At 66.2% G+C, this 16,078-nt stretch carries 18 protein-coding genes and 1 pseudogene; 18 read left to right on the plus strand and 1 reads right to left on the minus strand.

Annotated features, from left to right (window positions below; translation table 11 throughout):
• Positions 1–497 precede the first annotated feature (497 nt).
• Entirely contained in the window at positions 498–992 is a 495-nt protein-coding gene (locus QZ847_RS05165) for a helix-turn-helix domain-containing protein (protein WP_294353824.1), read from the minus strand.
• Positions 993–1,076: 84 nt separating this feature from the next.
• Here QZ847_RS05165 and QZ847_RS05170 point away from each other — a divergent pair, with 84 nt between their 5' ends.
• From QZ847_RS05170 to QZ847_RS05255, 18 genes and pseudogenes are all read left to right on the plus strand, one after another.
• On the plus strand, positions 1,077–1,355 hold the full coding sequence (locus tag QZ847_RS05170) for a YdaS family helix-turn-helix protein (RefSeq protein ID WP_294353827.1): 279 nt from the start codon (positions 1,077–1,079) through the stop codon (positions 1,353–1,355).
• A 259-nt stretch (positions 1,356–1,614) separates the two neighbouring features.
• Positions 1,615–2,088 carry a hypothetical protein gene (locus QZ847_RS05175; protein ID WP_294353828.1) on the plus strand — a complete coding sequence of 158 codons (474 nt, stop codon included), beginning with the start codon at positions 1,615–1,617 and terminating at the stop codon, positions 2,086–2,088.
• 94 nt (positions 2,089–2,182) lie between these two features.
• Positions 2,183–2,611, plus strand: coding sequence for an XRE family transcriptional regulator (locus QZ847_RS05180; RefSeq protein WP_294353829.1), 429 nt, complete (start codon positions 2,183–2,185; stop codon positions 2,609–2,611).
• A complete protein-coding gene (locus tag QZ847_RS05185) occupies positions 2,608–2,781 on the plus strand; it encodes a hypothetical protein (protein WP_294353831.1) in 174 nt (57 codons plus the stop codon). The genes QZ847_RS05180 and QZ847_RS05185 overlap by 4 nt, the downstream gene beginning before the upstream one ends.
• Positions 2,778–2,999, plus strand: coding sequence for a hypothetical protein (locus QZ847_RS05190; protein ID WP_294353833.1), 222 nt, complete (start codon positions 2,778–2,780; stop codon positions 2,997–2,999). The genes QZ847_RS05185 and QZ847_RS05190 overlap by 4 nt, the downstream gene beginning before the upstream one ends.
• Positions 3,000–3,156: 157 nt before the next feature.
• Positions 3,157–4,266, plus strand: a complete 1,110-nt coding sequence (locus QZ847_RS05195) for a tyrosine-type recombinase/integrase (RefSeq protein WP_294353835.1) — start codon at positions 3,157–3,159, stop codon at positions 4,264–4,266.
• 212 nt (positions 4,267–4,478) lie between these two features.
• Positions 4,479–4,916: a DUF2147 domain-containing protein gene (locus tag QZ847_RS05200; protein WP_294353874.1), complete on the plus strand. Its 438-nt coding sequence runs from the start codon at positions 4,479–4,481 to the stop codon at positions 4,914–4,916.
• Positions 4,909–7,554, plus strand: coding sequence for a bifunctional lysylphosphatidylglycerol flippase/synthetase MprF (gene mprF / locus QZ847_RS05205; RefSeq protein ID WP_294353841.1), 2,646 nt, complete (start codon positions 4,909–4,911; stop codon positions 7,552–7,554). The genes QZ847_RS05200 and mprF overlap by 8 nt, the downstream gene beginning before the upstream one ends.
• A 67-nt stretch (positions 7,555–7,621) precedes the next feature.
• On the plus strand, positions 7,622–8,320 hold the full coding sequence (locus QZ847_RS05210; RefSeq protein WP_294353844.1) for an endonuclease/exonuclease/phosphatase family protein: 699 nt from the start codon (positions 7,622–7,624) through the stop codon (positions 8,318–8,320).
• Positions 8,317–10,626: a patatin-like protein gene (locus QZ847_RS05215; RefSeq protein ID WP_294353847.1), complete on the plus strand. Its 2,310-nt coding sequence runs from the start codon at positions 8,317–8,319 to the stop codon at positions 10,624–10,626. Before QZ847_RS05210 ends, QZ847_RS05215 begins: the two co-directional genes overlap by 4 nt.
• Before the next feature lie 41 nt (positions 10,627–10,667).
• Complete coding sequence (locus QZ847_RS05220; protein WP_294353849.1) at positions 10,668–10,997, plus strand: hypothetical protein; 330 nt, start codon at positions 10,668–10,670, stop codon at positions 10,995–10,997.
• The gene (gene pyrF / locus QZ847_RS05225) at positions 10,997–11,671 is read left to right on the plus strand and encodes an orotidine-5'-phosphate decarboxylase (RefSeq protein WP_294353851.1); all 675 of its coding nucleotides are present in this window, start codon (positions 10,997–10,999) and stop codon (positions 11,669–11,671) included. Before QZ847_RS05220 ends, pyrF begins: the two co-directional genes overlap by 1 nt.
• Positions 11,668–11,925 (plus strand): hypothetical protein, encoded by a 258-nt coding sequence (locus QZ847_RS05230; RefSeq protein WP_093002532.1) that lies wholly within the window; start codon positions 11,668–11,670, stop codon positions 11,923–11,925. The genes pyrF and QZ847_RS05230 overlap by 4 nt, the downstream gene beginning before the upstream one ends.
• Before the next feature lie 51 nt (positions 11,926–11,976).
• Positions 11,977–12,615: a phosphoribosylanthranilate isomerase gene (locus QZ847_RS05235; RefSeq protein ID WP_294353862.1), complete on the plus strand. Its 639-nt coding sequence runs from the start codon at positions 11,977–11,979 to the stop codon at positions 12,613–12,615.
• The gene (gene trpB / locus QZ847_RS05240; protein WP_294353864.1) at positions 12,612–13,862 is read left to right on the plus strand and encodes a tryptophan synthase subunit beta; all 1,251 of its coding nucleotides are present in this window, start codon (positions 12,612–12,614) and stop codon (positions 13,860–13,862) included. Before QZ847_RS05235 ends, trpB begins: the two co-directional genes overlap by 4 nt.
• A complete protein-coding gene (gene trpA / locus QZ847_RS05245) occupies positions 13,862–14,665 on the plus strand; it encodes a tryptophan synthase subunit alpha (RefSeq protein WP_294353867.1) in 804 nt (267 codons plus the stop codon). Before trpB ends, trpA begins: the two co-directional genes overlap by 1 nt.
• Positions 14,662–15,528: an acetyl-CoA carboxylase, carboxyltransferase subunit beta gene (accD, locus tag QZ847_RS05250; RefSeq protein ID WP_093002524.1), complete on the plus strand. Its 867-nt coding sequence runs from the start codon at positions 14,662–14,664 to the stop codon at positions 15,526–15,528. Before trpA ends, accD begins: the two co-directional genes overlap by 4 nt.
• Before the next feature lie 44 nt (positions 15,529–15,572).
• Positions 15,573–16,078: pseudogene (locus tag QZ847_RS05255) on the plus strand (bifunctional folylpolyglutamate synthase/dihydrofolate synthase); the annotation flags it as partial.

A 16,078-nucleotide genomic window follows, 5' to 3' on the forward strand; every position in this document is an offset into this window, starting at 1 on the left:
TCGTCCGGCGAAACCATGCGCCGTCGATCGTAACCGTGTCAGCTTCTACTACCATGTGACATCCTTCCGCCTGCGTAGCAGCCGGAGACGCTTACGGTGCGCGCCGACGCGGTCAGAGCGCAACGGAGTTCGAAAGGTTGCCGAACCAACTCAAGTAAGACAGTCTGGCTGCCGCGAAGGTGACTTTTGGCTAAAGCTGAATGCCCGATTTTGGGCGTAAGCGGACGTTGGCTGCGGCGGATATTCCCTCCGCCTTGCGGTCACCGGCAGCCCCCTGCCCCGCCCTGCCCTCGGCCCACAATACCCAACTTGTACCCGCGTTCAGCGATCTGATCCGCTCAGTGGATGACGCCCCCTTCCCCCCGGGCGACACGTAAGAAATTACAGGTAGACTCGCTGCCCCTTTACAGAACATAAAGGGAACAGGAGTAGCGGGTTGCGTGTGAGCGTTGTGCAGACCTCGCCTGGGTGCGAGCAGCAGTGTCGGCGGTGCGACCTCACCTGCGCGACCCTCGCGAGCGTGCGCGACGTGCGACAGGCGGCTCTTCATCGAGCGCGAGCGGCGCATCATCATTCACCAACGGTTCGAACCGGTATGGCTGTCGAAGCTGCGCGAGTCCGGTGGGCAGAAGCATGGAAAGCTCATGAGCGAGTTCGTCCCCACTTAGGTCAGGCATCGACCGCAGTAGACCACGGAGCATCGCTTCAAGCGCCGGTTGCGACGGAAAGGCGACGGGCATCATGAGATGCTGAATTGTCGGCGGCAATTCAGGCGGAGGCGCGCCCTCGTCAGGATCGTCAATCTTTCCGAGCAGGTAGTCAGGAGTCGTGCGAAGCTCTCGCGCAATCTGGAACAGCGAACGCGACGTTCGCGAGTCGCCCTTGATTAGCGAGTTCATAGTGCTCTGACGAACGCCAACCCGACGCGCGAGCTCGGCCTGCGTAATGCCGATCGCTTTCCGTCGCTCCTCGATGCGGGCGCCTAAAGTCATCGGGCACTTATCTAACGTCGCGTCGTTATGCCCTAGTACGATTTCTCGTTTGACTAACATAACGAGTAGACGTTAGCTGTCGGCATGGCGTTGGAACACGAATCAGACACGGCCCTAGCCCGCGCCGTTCGCGCTGCTGGTTCGCAGTCGGCATTCGGCCGTCTGATCAACAAACGGCAGTCGGTAATTAACGGCTGGCTTACTCGCGGCGATCTGCTGCCGGCCGAGTTTCTGGAGGTGGTCGAAAGAGAGACAGGGGTAACCCGCTTCGATCTTCGTCCTGATCTCGCACACCTTTTTGCCCGTAATGTGAAATCGCCGCCGCACGCTGGATCGCTCGGCGACTTGGGGCCCGCGCGATGACGCGCGGCATGCAACAGTTTCGCGTCCGACCTCCCACGGTCGCGGATGCAGGGGGCCGGGCCGCGTCGCGCAGCCATGTGGGTCGTGTAACTTCACGCCCGGCCCTCGAAGCATCGATCTTCCCTTTCGACCGCTCGCAGACTGGCCGAAACGTGGCGCCCATCGCCGCGCGTCGTGTTCGTCTGCGACCTTCCGCATGTGTCACCTTCGGCGCCAATCGTATGCAGCGATTGGCGCCGCATTTTCGGACGCGTGCCGCATGACGAAGCAGCGCCCACCCGTATCGATCGAGAACACGCTCTATCGCGTGCTTGGTGAGCTTGGCATCGACCGCGCTGCGGGGGTGACCGGCCGCGAGGCTCATTACCTGCGCGGCCTCTCCGATCACGATCGCCGCGAGCAGCTGACCGTCCGCGACATGATCGCGCTCGACGTCGCCTGCCGCGAGGCCGGTGACCCAACCTTCCCCTTCTACGAGACCGTCGGCCTCCTGCTGAAGGAAGCCAGCGCCGAGCGTCTCGCCGACGCGGCCGCGATCGGCCGACATGCTCAGGTCACCGCGCGCGAAAGCGGCGAGGCTTTGGCCGCTATCATGGCGGCCGCGATCGCCGCCGGCACCGACCCTAAGCTGATCGACAACGCGCTGCGCGAGGCCGAGGAAGCGCACGGCGCTTTCGCCGACGTGATCGCGACGCTGTGCGCGCAGAAGGCGAAGGCCGAGCCGCCGCCGTGATTTGAGCCCTCCCACCACTTCCACTCCCGCCCACTACCCGCCGACCCGCTCGCCTCGTGCTTTCGGGAACGGCATTCGCTGTCTGAGGCCTGCTGTGTCCGAAGATCAATGTCAGCTGACGATCCCGACGCCGGGCGCCTATCTGAAGGCGCGCCGACTAGTGAAAGGCCTGTGCCTCGCTGAGGTCGCCGCTCGGCTGCGCACCGATCCATCGATCGCCGAACTGGACCGCGTCGAGTGGCTTAAGCTGATCGAAAGCGATGCGATGCCGGCGTCGTTCTCGACGATTGTCGCGCTCAGCACCCTGATCGACTTCAACATGGGCGTGCTCATCGCGCTCGACATGGTCGCGCAAGGCATTCTCAGCCCCGACATGGCGCCGCAGATCTGCGTGCTGTGCGGCTCGCGACCGCACGACACAAAGCCTGAGTTTATGACGTGGACCGGGCCGCGCAGCTGCCCGGCCTGCACCACCTTCGCACCGCCAGCTGAGCCGGCCAAGCGGAACGAGGACACGGCATGAACCGCTATGCGGCTCGCTGTGTGCAGGTCGCGGCTGTCTGCCTCGGCTTGTTCGTCGCGCTTCGGCTCAGCAACCACCCCGCCGCCGCCTTCTTCGTCGCCTTGATCGGCTCCACCGCCGCGCTGTCGTCGCTGCGGCAGCTAATCCACTCTCGGGAGAACCGCCCGTGACAACCGCCGACGCTACGCCTGCCGACGTCCACCCCATCGACTGTGACGGTGATTGCTGCCGCCCCTGGTATGAGCGCGACGAGGCCGGCCTCCAGGCGCACGACCATATCGGCTTCATGATGCTGCTCGGCTTCGGCCTCGGCATCTTCGCGATCGAGATCTGCGCGCTGCTGTTCCACACGCCGCACTTCACCGTCGTGTTGGGCGCGCTGCCATGAGGGACGGTCGTGACGGCACCCCCGAGCGCATCGGCATAGCCGACGCCGTCTTGATCACCGGCATGTCCCGCCGCACGCTTCAAGACCTGGCGCCATCGATTCCCGGCGCCTCCAAGCCGGCCGGCCGGTGGCTCTTCGTCGTGACCGAGCTGCGCGCTTGGGTCACTCGAACGACGAAAGGAACGGCCAAGTGCCGAAAAACCTCTACTTACGCGCGGGCATATATTGGGCCCGCTTCAAGGTCGGCGGCCAAGAATACCGCGAAAGCTTACGAACACGTGCTGAGCGGGTCGCGGTGAAACGTCTCGCTGCTCTACGCGAGCAGATCGAGAACCAGGCTGTCTACGGCATGGCCGGGCCCGTGGCGTGGCAGGACGCGGTCGTAAGCTGGAGCGAGAACGTCGGCCCTGGGCTGAGCGACCGCACGTTCAGCCGCTACGCCTGCAGCCTGCGACAGCTGCGCGCCCAGCTCGACCCGCTCTCCGTCCAAGAGGTCACGGCCGAGCTGCTGAAGGACATGATCAAGGCTCGCCGACGTTCGGGAGTGCAGAATGCGACCATTCGCCGCGATCTGACCGCCCTCGGCAGCGTGCTCAATCACGCAGCCGACGAAGGCTGGATCGAGGAAAGTCCAACTGCGTCGCTCAATCGTCGTCGGATCGTGCCTGAAAAAACGGCCGTGCTGATGCTGCCGCAAGAAGCATCGATCGCAATGGTCTATGCCCGCCTGCCCTCTCGCATGCGCGACCTGTGCGATTTCACGCGCGAAACGGGTCTCCGCCTCGACGAGGCATGCACCCTTTCACACGCGCACGTCGATCGCGTCGAGCGCACGATCACTGTTGTGCGCGGCAAAGGAAGCAAGACACGCGTCGTGCCGCTATCGGCCGCGGCCGAGGCGATCATCGATCGACAGCCTCGCTACATCGGCAAGCCTTGGGCGTTCTGGAAGAACAAGGGCGAGCGTCTGACAAACGTCAGCTCGCGGATCGGCGACTGCATGCGCCGGGTGGCACGAAAAGCGGCACGCGAGAGTGTGGAGTTTCACCCCTTCAGCCACCACGATTTCCGGCACCTGTTCGCAGTGGAGTCGCTGCGTAGCGGCCGTCTATCGATCTACGATCTGCAGGGCGAGTTGGGGCACGGCACGATCACGGTGACGGAACGCTACCTCGCATTTCTGACGCCTGAGCAGGTGAAGGCAGCGAAGTCGACGGTGGCACAGCGCGCGGCACAAACGCCGCGGTCTGAGACAGCTACCGCGTGAAGAATTGGCGGAATTCTCCGGCAAACGAGGCGGCGCGCGTGGCACTGCGCCGAGAATTTGTAAACCGAAGGTCGCGGGTTCGATTCCTGCAACCGGCACCAGATTCTCCCTCGTGGCTCCCGACTATTACCGATTGTTCAGCCAGCGTCGACGCTGCGGCAAGTCGGCGTGCGCTAGCTCCGTCTCGAATGCGGGAGGATGGCGCGATGACGATGGTTCGACGGTTTGCGATGTTGGCGGCGGGTTTGGCGGTGCTGGCGATCGGCGGGGCGGCGGCAGCAGCTGAGCCCGCGCCGACCGCCTCGATCTACGGCACCTGGATTAATCCGTACCATAGCGTCGCTGTGCGGACGGTGCCGTGCGCCGATCGGCTATGCGGTCGTGTTGTATGGGCAAGTCGCGAAGCGCAGCAGGATGCGCGCGACGGCAACGTTCCCAATCTGATCGGCACCTCGCTGCTGGAAAACTACCGGCCGACAGGCGCTCGCAGTTGGGCGGGCACAGTGTTCGTGCCCGATATGGGGCGGCATTTCTACTCACTGATCGAGCAGGTCGACGACAGCAACATGCGCGTTCGCGGCTGCATCCTGCACGGCCTGCTATGCAAGTCGCAGGTGTGGCAACGCGTGTCGGAACTGCCGCGTGGATAAGCTGCTCGCTGCGGCGGCACGGTACCGCGTCGCGCTGTCGGTCGCGCTGGTGCTGCTGCTGGTAGCGCTCGGCTTTGCGGCGATGGAGGAGTTGACCCGGCACCTGAGCTACGCCGAGGTCCGCGGTGCACTGCACGCGATGACGGTGCCGCAGATCGTCGCGGCGATGACCTTCACGGCGCTCAGCTATCTGGCGCTGACGCTGTACGACGCGCTGGCACTGCGCGTGATCGGACGTCCATTACCGTGGCGCACTGCGGCGCTCGCTTCGTTCACCAGCTACACGCTTAGCCACAATTTGGGATTGTCGCTGGTGACCGGGGGGTCGGCGCGATATCGCATCTACACGGCCGCCGGGCTCGACGGACCGGATATTGCGCGCGTGATCGGTGTCGCGAGCGCGACGTTCTGGAGCGGAATCATCACCGTCGCCGGCGCAGCGCTGCTCGCCCGCCCCGACGCAATCGTGCTCGCTGGCGTGACGCTCTCACCCGCGCTGTCGCACGTCATCGGTGCCGCCATTCTGGCGATAGCCGGTGCGCTGGTGCTGCTGTGCGCACGCAGCAACGGACCACTCCGCTGGCATCGCTTCAGCCTGCCGCTGCCGAGCGGCGGACAGGCACTGGCACAGATCGGCGTGGCGCTGATCGACGTTACCGCCGCCGCCGCCGCGCTGTTCGTGCTGATGCCGGGCGCGTCGCTCCACCTGTTGCCGAGCTTCGTGCTCGCCTACGCGCTGGGCATCGTCGCGGCGGTGATCACCCACGTGCCGGGCGGCATCGGCGTGTTCGAGGCGGTCGTGCTGGCGGTGTTGCCGGGCGATCGGGTGACCGCCTTCGCCGCGCTGGTCGCCTATCGGCTGATCTACTACCTGCTTCCGCTCGCCGTGTCGGTCGTCATGCTCGCCACGCGCGAAGTCGCGCGGCGACGCACGTTGTCCATGCGATTGCTGCGCGAAGGGCGCGCTGCTGCCACGGGCATAGCGCCGCTGGTGCTCTCCGCCGCGACCTTCGTCGGCGGCGCGATGCTCTTGCTGTCAGGATCGCTGCCGTCGCTCAAGGGGCGCATGGGCATGCTCTCGCATATCGCGCCCCTCCCCTTCATCGAGGCGAGCCACATTGCCGCCAGCCTGGTCGGCACCGGGCTGCTGCTGCTCGCCCCCGGTCTCTACCGGCGGCTTGACGGCGCGTTCGTGGCAACCCGCGCATTGCTGATCGCGGGCGCGATCTTCTCGCTCGTGAAAGGCATCGACTATGAGGAGGCGACCGCGTGTCTGATGCTGGCAGCGCTGCTCCACTGGACCCGCGCCGCTTTCTATCGTCGGACCGCACTGACGCAGATGCCGCTTTCGGGCGCATGGCTGGGCGCAGTCGCAGTTGTGGTGGCGAGCGCGACCTGGGCGGGGTTTTTCGCTTATCGTCAGATCCCGTACCAGGACGATCTGTGGTGGCGCTTTGCCCTGCGCGGCGACGCCCCGCGTTTCTTACGCGCCACATTGGGTGTGGCGGTATTGCTGGCCGGAGTAGCGATATGGCGGTGGATGGGACCGGCGCCGAGCGCGCCCGATATCGCGTGCGATCCGGGCAAGGTCTCGGACATTCTGGCACGCGGCAAGCGTACCGACGCGCTGCTGGCGCTCACCGGCGACAAGAACTTCCTCCTGTCGGAGAGCGGCACCGCGATGCTGATGTATCGTCGACGCGGCGCGAGCTGGATCGTTATGGGCGATCCGGTCGGCGAGCAGAGCGAATGGCCTGATCTGCTGTGGCGCATCCGCGATCTGGCTGATGCGGCACAGGGCCGATTGTTGCTCTATCAGATCACGCCGCCGGTGCTCGACCTCGCGATCGGCATGGGGTTGCACGTCATCAAATACGGCGAGGAGGCGGTGGTCGATCTGCGCGAGCTGACGTTCGAGACGCCGCGCATGCGCTCGGTGCGCAAGGCCGAGCGCGCTGCCGCCCGTCGCGGCCTTACCTTCCGCATCGTGCCGGCGAGCGACGTACCCGCGATCATCGATGATCTGCGCGTCGTCTCGGACGAGTGGGCCGCCGCGAAGGGCCATGCCGAGAAAGGATTCAGCCTCGGCAGGTTCGACGCCGATTACCTGTCGAACTTCGATGTCGCGCTGGCGATGATTGACGACCGCATCGTCGCCTTCGCCAATCTGTGGCTGACGACCAATCGGGCTGAGGCATCGGTCGACCTGATGCGACATCGTGATGACGCACCGTCGGGGACGATGGACTTCCTGTTCGTGCACGTGATGCAATGGGCGCGCCAGCAGGGTTACGAGCGCTTCTCACTCGGCATCGCGCCTCTGTCGGGGATCGCCGGCCGGCGGCTGGCACCCGCTTGGGCACGCGCGGCCGCGCTGGTGTTCCAGCATGGCGAGCGCTTCTACGGCTTCCGCGGCCTGCGCACCTACAAGGAGAAGTTCGCGCCCGATTGGGAGTCACGCTACATCGCAGGGCCGCGTGGCCTTGGGCTTGTCCAGTCGCTTCGCGACCTGTCGCGCCTGATCGGGCAGCCTTCGCCGAAGCCGGTAATCGCATCTGCCGCGAAACGGCGCGAGTCTGAGCCGCCGTGCGGTCAAAGCAGCGCGGTGCATTCGCGAGCAGTCATGCTCGCGGTTTAGCGCTGCGCCTCCTCTCCCCGGTCAGCCGCGTGCAACTCACCCGGGCAACGCTCGTTTCGCCCGTGTGATGAAGGTCAAGGTCGCGAGCTACAACATGCGCAAGGGGATCGGCACCGATCGCCGGCGCGACCCGCAACGCATCCTCGACGTGCTCACCGAGATCGATGCCGACATCATCGCGTTGCAGGAGGCCGACCGGCGCTTCGGCACGCGCGCCGCCGTCATCACGCCGCATCTGCTGGAGGAACACGGCGGATGGAAGGCGGTCGGGTTCGGCGTTCGCGCGCCCAGCAGCGGCTGGCACGGCAATGCCCTGCTGGTGCGTCGTTCGGCCGTGGTCGCTGACTGCGAGGTGCTTCACCTGCCAGCACTCGAGCCGCGCGGCGCGGTGATGGCGGATGTCACAATTGGCGGCGAGACGATGCGGATCATCGGCATGCACCTCGACCTCTCGGGCCTGTGGCGCCGACGTCAGGCGCAGGCGGTGATGACCCACGTCACTGCCTGTGCGCGTCAGCATCCAACGGTCATGATGGGCGACCTGAATGAGTGGAGCCGCATGTCGGGATGCCTGCGTGACTTCGCCCGGCATTTCGCCTTTGCGGAAACGGGACCAAGCTTTCACGCACGCCGTCCGATCGCACGGCTCGACCGGATCATGGCCTCGCCCGAATGGCAGATCGCCGCATGCGGAGTCCACGCCAGCCCCGCTGCCCGCAAAGCATCCGACCACCTGCCAATCTGGGCCGAGCTGACGCTGGCATGAGCGGCGACGCGAGCGCGCCCAAGGAGAAGGAGCTGCGGCTGGCACTCGTCTGTTACGGCGGCATCAGCCTCGCGGTCTACATGCACGGCATCACCAAGGAGGTGTGGCATCTGGCACGTGCGAGCCGCGCCGTTCACGACGACACGACTGACCTGACCGGCTCCGCACGCGTCTACGCCGACCTATTGAATGAGATCCGCGAGACGGCGGACATCCGGGTACGTGTGCTGCCCGATATCGTCGCGGGTGCGAGCGCGGGCGGAATCAACGGCATCTTTCTGGCGCAGGCGATCGCGTCGGGCCAGTCGCTCGACCCGCTGACCGACCTGTGGCTCGACGGTGCCGATGTTGAACGCCTGATCGACGCCGATGCAGCGCCCGCCTCGCGCTTCGCCAAGGTGTGGGCGCTGCCGCTTGCCTGGATGGCGGCGGGCCGCAGCGCCGACCAGCTCGACGATGCCGACGAACGCACGCGCGAGGAAGTGCGCGCCAAGCTGTCGCACTTCGTCCGCTCACGCTGGTTCGAGCCGCCCTTCTCGGGCAGCGGGTTCACCAACATGCTGCTCGACGCCTTCGCGGCGATGGCGGCGACGGCGCGCGGCCCGCGCCTGCTGCCGCCCGGTCAGCCGCTCGATCTGTTCGTGACCGTGACCGACTTCACCGGCCACCCGGAGCGGCTGGAGCTGCATTCACCGCCCGAGGTGATCGAGACCGAGCACCGATTGGTGTTCCCGTTCAGCGACGGCGGCCGGGCTTGCGACACGCTTGCCGACCCGGCCGAACTGACCTTCGCCGCGCGCGCGACCTCGAGTTTTCCCGGCGCCTTTCCCCCGCTCACGGTCACGGAGCTGGACACGGCGCTGAAGGAACGCGGCGCACGCTGGCCCGGCCGAAGCGTGTTCCTGCGCCGCATCCTGCCGCGGCAATTTGCGGCCAACACCATCACCAAGACTGCGCTGATCGACGGATCGGTACTCGCCAACGCGCCGTTCCGCCCCGCAATCGATGCGCTGCGCAATCGGCCCGCACGCCGCGAGATCGATCGCCGCTTCGTATATATCGATCCATCGCCGGGCACCAAGTTCCGGCTATCCGGCGCGGTCGACGGCGTGCCGGGCTTCTTTCAAACCATCCTAGGCGCAGTCAGCGAGTTGCCGCGACAGCAGCCGATTCGCGACAATCTGGAGGCGCTGGCGGAACGCACGCGTCGCATCGAGCGAATGCGCGCGGTGCTGGAGGCGATCAGGCCCGACATCGATCGCGAGATCGAGCAATTGTTCGGCCGAACCTTCTTTCTCGATCGCCCAACGCCCGCGCGGCTGGTCGCGTGGCGTCGCCGGGCGCAGGAGTCGGCTGCCGAGCGTGCCGGTTTCTCCTATGCCGGCTACGGCCACCTCAAAACGTCCAACGTCATCGAATTCATAGCGACATTGCTCCACGCGGTCGGCGGCGCAACGGGAACGCAGCGGTGGAGCAACACGCGCGCGCGCATCGATCAGGCGCTTGGCAGACGCGGCGTGACCGAGCGTGCGGTGTTCACCGGTGCGGGCAGCGAGCCGGCGGTCGCCTTCCTGCGCACCTTCGACCTCGACTTCCGCGTGCGCCGCCTGCGTTTGCTCGCGCGGCGTATCAGCGAGGCGGAAGCGACGGCGGGTGCGGCGACGCTCGAACCGCTCAGGAACGAGGTGTACGCCTCGCTTGGTGCCTATCTCGACGCGCGTCGTCCGGGGCGGCACCGATCGTTGCGGGCAATGGTGCGTGGTCTGCGTGACGATGCCGAACCGCTGCTCGACGCACTCGGCACCTCGCTCGACCTGACGAAGCTCGATGCGGAGACCGACGCGCGGATCGCCGCCGCGCTCGCGGCGCTGCCGCGCGAGATGCGGCGCGCCATGCTGCTCAACTATCTCGGCTTCCCCTACGTCGATGTGGCGACACTGCCGCTGCTGCAGGGAGAGGGCACGGACGAGTACGACCCGATCCGTGTCGACCGCATCTCACCCGACGATGCGCGAACGATTCGAAGCGGCGGCGCCGAGGCGACGTTGAAGGGCATACAGTTCAACAGCTTCGGTGCGTTCTTCAGCCGGGCCTACCGCGAGAACGATTATCTCTGGGGGCGCCTGCATGGCGCCGAGCGGATGATTGATATCACCGTTTCTACCCTGCCCGGTCCGGGCCGTTTGCGCGCGGGACGCATCGCCGCGATCAAGCGGGCCGCGTTCCTCGCTATCCTCGACGAAGAAGAGAAACGCCTCACCGCCGTCCGGTCGCTGTTCACCGCCTTGCGCCGCGAGATCGGCTGAAGGCTGGCCAAAATGCGCCGCGGACGATAGCGTCGGCCGCGATGCAGTTTCTAAAAATCCTGTTCTGGTGCCTGCTGGCGTTCATCGCCGCGGTGTTCACCTTCGGTAACTGGACCACCGTCTCGATCCAGCTGTTCGGCGACCTGGTGATGGAGATCAATCTGCCATTGCTGTTGCTGCTGACCTTTCTGCTCGGCTTCCTACCGACGCTGATCTACCAGCACGTCATCCGCTGGCGGTTGCGGCAGCGATTGTCGGCAGCCGAACGCGCACTGGTCAGTACCCGCGCGATCAGCGAGGCCGCGTTGCCCGAACAAGCACCGCCGTCGCCTGCTCCGGCTCCACCGCCCACGAGCACGGAGGCACTCTGATGTCCAACCGCATTTTCGTCGCGCTCGACACCCCCGATCTCGCCCGTGCGCGCGCGCTGGCGCAGAAGGTGCGGCATCACGTCGGCGGCGTGAAGCTGGGACTCGAATTCTTCTGTGCCAACGGTCCGGCGGGCGTGCGCGCGATGGAGGAAGTGGGCCTACCCGTCTTCCTCGACCTGAAACTGCACGACATCCCCAACACGGTTGCCAAGGCAGTGCAGTCGCTCGCCGTGCTCAAACCCGCTGTCCTGACCGTTCACGCGAGCGGCGGTCGCGCCATGCTGGAGGATGCGAAGGCCGCGGCACATCCCGACACGCGCGTGGTTGCGGTGACGATGCTGACCAGCCTCGACGACGTCGATCTCGCCGCGACCGGCGTGAGCGGCAGTGCGCACGATCACGTCCTGCGGCTCGCCGATCTGGCTCGCGAAGCAGGGCTAGACGGGATCGTCTGCTCGGGCGCGGAGGTCAAGGAAGCGCACCGTGCATGGCCGAAGGGCTATTTTGTCGTGCCGGGCGTCCGTGCCGCAGATGGTGCGGCGGGCGATCAGAAGCGCGTCGTCACGCCGCGCCGCGCGCTCGACGACGGCGCATCGATGCTGGTGATCGGGCGTCCGATCACGCAGGCGAGCGACCCAGACGAGGCCGCACGCGCGATCGCTGCGACGCTATGATCGACGCACAACCGCCCCGCGTGATGCAGGATGACGCCCACGCGCTCGTAGACGCGGTTCGCGAAGCCGCACGGCGTCACAACCTGACGTGGAACGTGCTCGTGCCCGACCGCTTCACCGTCAACCATGATGCCGAGGCGCTCGAGGAGATCGCCTACGCCGAGATGGCGACGGCGAAACGGGCGCTGCGCGATCATATCTGCGCGGTTTACGGGATCTCGGTCGACGAACTCGCCAGCCTGGCGATGCCGTAATCCTTCGCGCAAACTTGGTCATTGGCGGCGCTCGTTGCTAAGGAGCGGGCCATGCATGTGACGGCGAAGATTTGTGGCCTCTCGACGCCCGCAACCCTTGATGCAGCGATCGCGGGCGGGGCGAGCCACGTCGGCTTCGTCTTCTTCGCGCCTTCGCCGCGCGACGTGTCGTTCGATCAAGCAATGATGCTCGCCGAGCGCGTGCCCGACCACGTCGGCGCGGTCGGCGTGTTCGTCGATCCCGATGACGAGACGGTTGCGCGCGCCGTACAGGCGGGGCGGCTGCGCGCGATCCAGCTTCACCGGACCGCGCCGGGAAGGGTTGCGCATCTGCGAGCGCTAACCCGCGTGGAGACCTGGGCGGCGATCGCGGTCAAGACCCGGGCCGACCTCGACCTTGCACGCGATTACACCGGCGCCGCCGACCGGCTGCTGTTCGACGCGAAGACGCCCACGGGTGCGGCACTGCCCGGCGGGATGGGTGTGCGGTTCGACTGGTCGCTGCTTGACGGCTTCCGTTCGCCGCTGCCCTGGGCGCTGTCGGGCGGGTTGGACGCTGCCAACTTGGCCGAGGCGGTCGCGCGCACCGGCGCCACCTTGGTCGACACATCGTCGGGAGTCGAGGATGCGCCGGGCGTCAAGAGCGTGGACAAGATCGCCGCCTTCCTTCAAGCGGTGCGCCGCCTATGACACTCACCTCCGCTCCTGCCGCCACGCCCAACAGTTTCCGCCAGCAGCCCGATGCGCGCGGTCACTTCGGCGATTATGGCGGCCGCTACGTCGCCGAAACCCTGATGCCGCTGATCCTCGACCTCGAGCGCGCGTATCGCGCGGCGAAGGAGGATCCGGCATTTCAAGCGCAGTTCGACGATCTGCTCGAACATTATGTCGGGCGCCCCAGCCCGCTCTACTATGCCGAACGGCTGACCGAGGCGCTGCGCGAGAGCGCGCCCGAGGACATGGGGCCGGAAATCTGGTTCAAGCGCGACGAGCTGAACCACACCGGCGCGCACAAGATCAACAATTGTATCGGCCAGATCCTGCTGGCGATGCGGATGGGCAAGACGCGCATCATCGCGGAAACTGGTGCGGGCCAGCACGGCGTCGCGACCGCCACCGTCTGCGCGCGCTTCGGCCTGCCATGCGTCATCTACATGGGCGCAAAGGACGTCGAGCGGCAGGCGCCCAACGTGTTTCGCATGAAGCTGCTGGGTGCCGAGGTCCGGGCGGTGGAAAGCGGCGCGCGCACGCTCAAGGACGCGATGAACGAGGCGCTGCGCGACTGGGTCGCGAACGTCCACGACACCTTCTACATCATCGGCACCGCCGCGGGTCCTCACCCCTATCCTGAGCTCGTTCGCGACTTTCAGAGCGTGATCGGGCGCGAGGCACGTGCGCAGATGCTGTCGCGCACCAACCGCCTGCCCGACCTGCTGGTCGCCGCGATCGGCGGCGGGTCGAACGCGATAGGGCTGTTCCACCCATTCCTTGATGATGCCGATGTACAGATGCTGGGCGTCGAGGCAGCGGGCGAAGGGCTGGAGGCGAAGCATGCCGCGAGCCTCGCTGGCGGCTTCCCCGGCGTGCTGCACGGGAACAAGACTTATCTGTTGCAGGACGACGACGGACAGATCGCCGAGGCGCACTCGATCTCGGCGGGCCTCGATTATCCCGGGATCGGTCCCGAACACGCCTGGCTGAAGGATATCGGACGCGTCACCTACACCAGCGTGACCGACACCGAGGCACTCGACGCGTTCCAGCTGCTGTGTCGCAGCGAGGGCATCATCCCCGCGCTCGAACCGTCGCATGCGATCGCGGCGGTGGTCGCGCAATCGAAGCAGATGCGGCGCGATCAGGTGATCCTCGCCAACCTGTGCGGCCGCGGTGACAAGGACATCTTCACGGTGGCCGAGGCCCTCCGGGTGGCGATTTGATGTCGCGCCTATCCGACGCTTTCCCGGCCAATCGGCCTGCGCTGGTCACCTTCGTCACCGCCGGCGACCCGGATGTAGCATCCACCCCGGCGATCCTCGACGCGCTGGTTGCGGGCGGCGCGGACGTGATCGAGCTGGGCATGCCGTTCACCGATCCGATGGCAGACGGTCCGGTGATCCAGGCGGCGAACATCCGCAGCCTTGCGGGTGGCACCACCACCGCCGACATCCTGAACATCGCGCGCGATTTCCGCGGCCGGCACCCGGCCGTCCCGCTCGTGCTGATGGGCTACGCCAACCCTATGCTGCGACGCGGAGCTAAGTGGTTTGCAGCGTCCGCGCGCGACGCGGGCGTCGATGGCGTCATCTGCGTTGACGTGCCGCCGGAAGAGGACGATGCACTCGGCCCGGCGCTGCGTGCCGTTGGACTGGACCTGATCCGTCTTGCGACGCCGACGACGGACGCCGCGCGCCTGCCCGACGTCGTGAACGGTGCGTCGGGGTTCCTGTACTACGTCTCCGTCGCCGGCATCACCGGCTTGCAGCAAGCACAGCAAGGCTCGATCGAGCAGGCCGTTGCACGATTGAAGCAGGCTACCGACGTGCCCGTGGCGGTCGGGTTCGGCGTGCGCACACCCGAACAGGCGCGGGAGATCGGTGCGGTCGCTGACGGTGTCGTCGTAGGCTCCGCGATCGTCGAGATCGTCGCGAAGCACGGCTCGCAAGCGCCCGACCATGTCACCACCTATGTTCGCAGCCTGACGGAGGCCCTCGCCCAGGCTCGCAAGGAAGCAGTACGATGAGTTGGTTAAGCAACGTTCGCAATGCCCTATCGTCGATCGTTCCGGCGGGGAAGCAACAGACGCCCGAGAACCTGTGGCACAAGTGCAAGGGTTGCGGGACGATGGTCTTCACCAAGGAACTGGAGGAGAACCTCCATGTCTGTCCGACGTGCGACCATCACGACCGGATCGGGCCGGCCGAGCGGTTCGCCTATCTGTTCGACGAGGGTAGCGCACAGCCGCTCGCCCCACCGAAGGCACCTGAGGACCCGCTGAAGTTCCGCGATTCGAAGCGCTACGTCGACCGGCTGAAGGCGGCGCGGACCGACACGGGCGAGCAGGACGCGTTCGTCAATGCGCGCGGATCGATCCACGGGCGCAAGGTCGTGATCGGGGTGCAGGACTTCGCCTTCATGGGCGGATCGATGGGCCAGGCCGTCGGCGAGGCGTTTATTCAGGGTGTCGAGGCGGCCATCGCGGACCATGCACCCTATGTCGTCTTCACGGCGTCAGGCGGCGCGCGGATGCAGGAGGGCATATTGAGCCTGATGCAGATGCCGCGCAGCACCGTTGCGATCCAGATGCTGCACGATGCGGGTCTGCCATATATCGTCGTGCTGACCGATCCGACTTCGGGCGGCGTCATGGCGGCCTATGCGATGCTGGGTGATATCCACATCGCCGAGCCGAAGGCGACTCTCGCCTTCACCGGACGCCGCGTGATCGAGAACACGATCCGCGAAAAGCTGCCCGACGATTTCCAGACCAGCGAATATTATCTCGAGCACGGGATGATCGACATGGTCGTCCACCGCAAGGACCTGCGCGATCGGCTCGCCAGCGTGATCGGCTATCTGTGCGCGGAACGCAGCGCGGCGGCCTGACGCGGACGATCGCTCATCCCGTCGTGAGTTACCGGGGATAGACCATGCCCGATCATGCGCGTTCCAGCGACGCGGCCGTGCAGGCGCAGCTTGACCGATTATGGACGCTGTCCCCCGGCGCGGACGTGTTGGGGCTGGAGCGAATCACGCGGCTGCTCGCGCGGCTGGGTGATCCTCAACTGCGACTGCCGCCCGTCTTCCACGTCGCGGGCACGAACGGCAAGGGATCGACCTGTGCGTTCCTGCGCGCTGCGCTGGAGGCGGCGGGTTACCGTGTTCACAGCTATACCAGTCCGCATCTGGTCCGCTTCAACGAGCGTATTCGCCTGTCGGGTAGGCTGATCGACGACGCCGCGCTGGCCGCTCTGCTGGCAGAGGTGCTCGACGTCGCGGACGGCATCGGTGCCAGCTTCTTCGAGGTGACTACGGCCGCTGCGTTCCTGGCTTTCTCGCGCACGCCGGCGGACGCGTGCGTGATCGAGGTGGGTTTGGGCGGACGGCTCGATGCGACCAACGTACTTGCGGCGCCGGCCGTGTGCGGCATCGCTGC

This window comes from uncultured Sphingomonas sp., assembly GCF_913778135.1.
Classification (GTDB): domain Bacteria; phylum Pseudomonadota; class Alphaproteobacteria; order Sphingomonadales; family Sphingomonadaceae; genus Sphingomonas.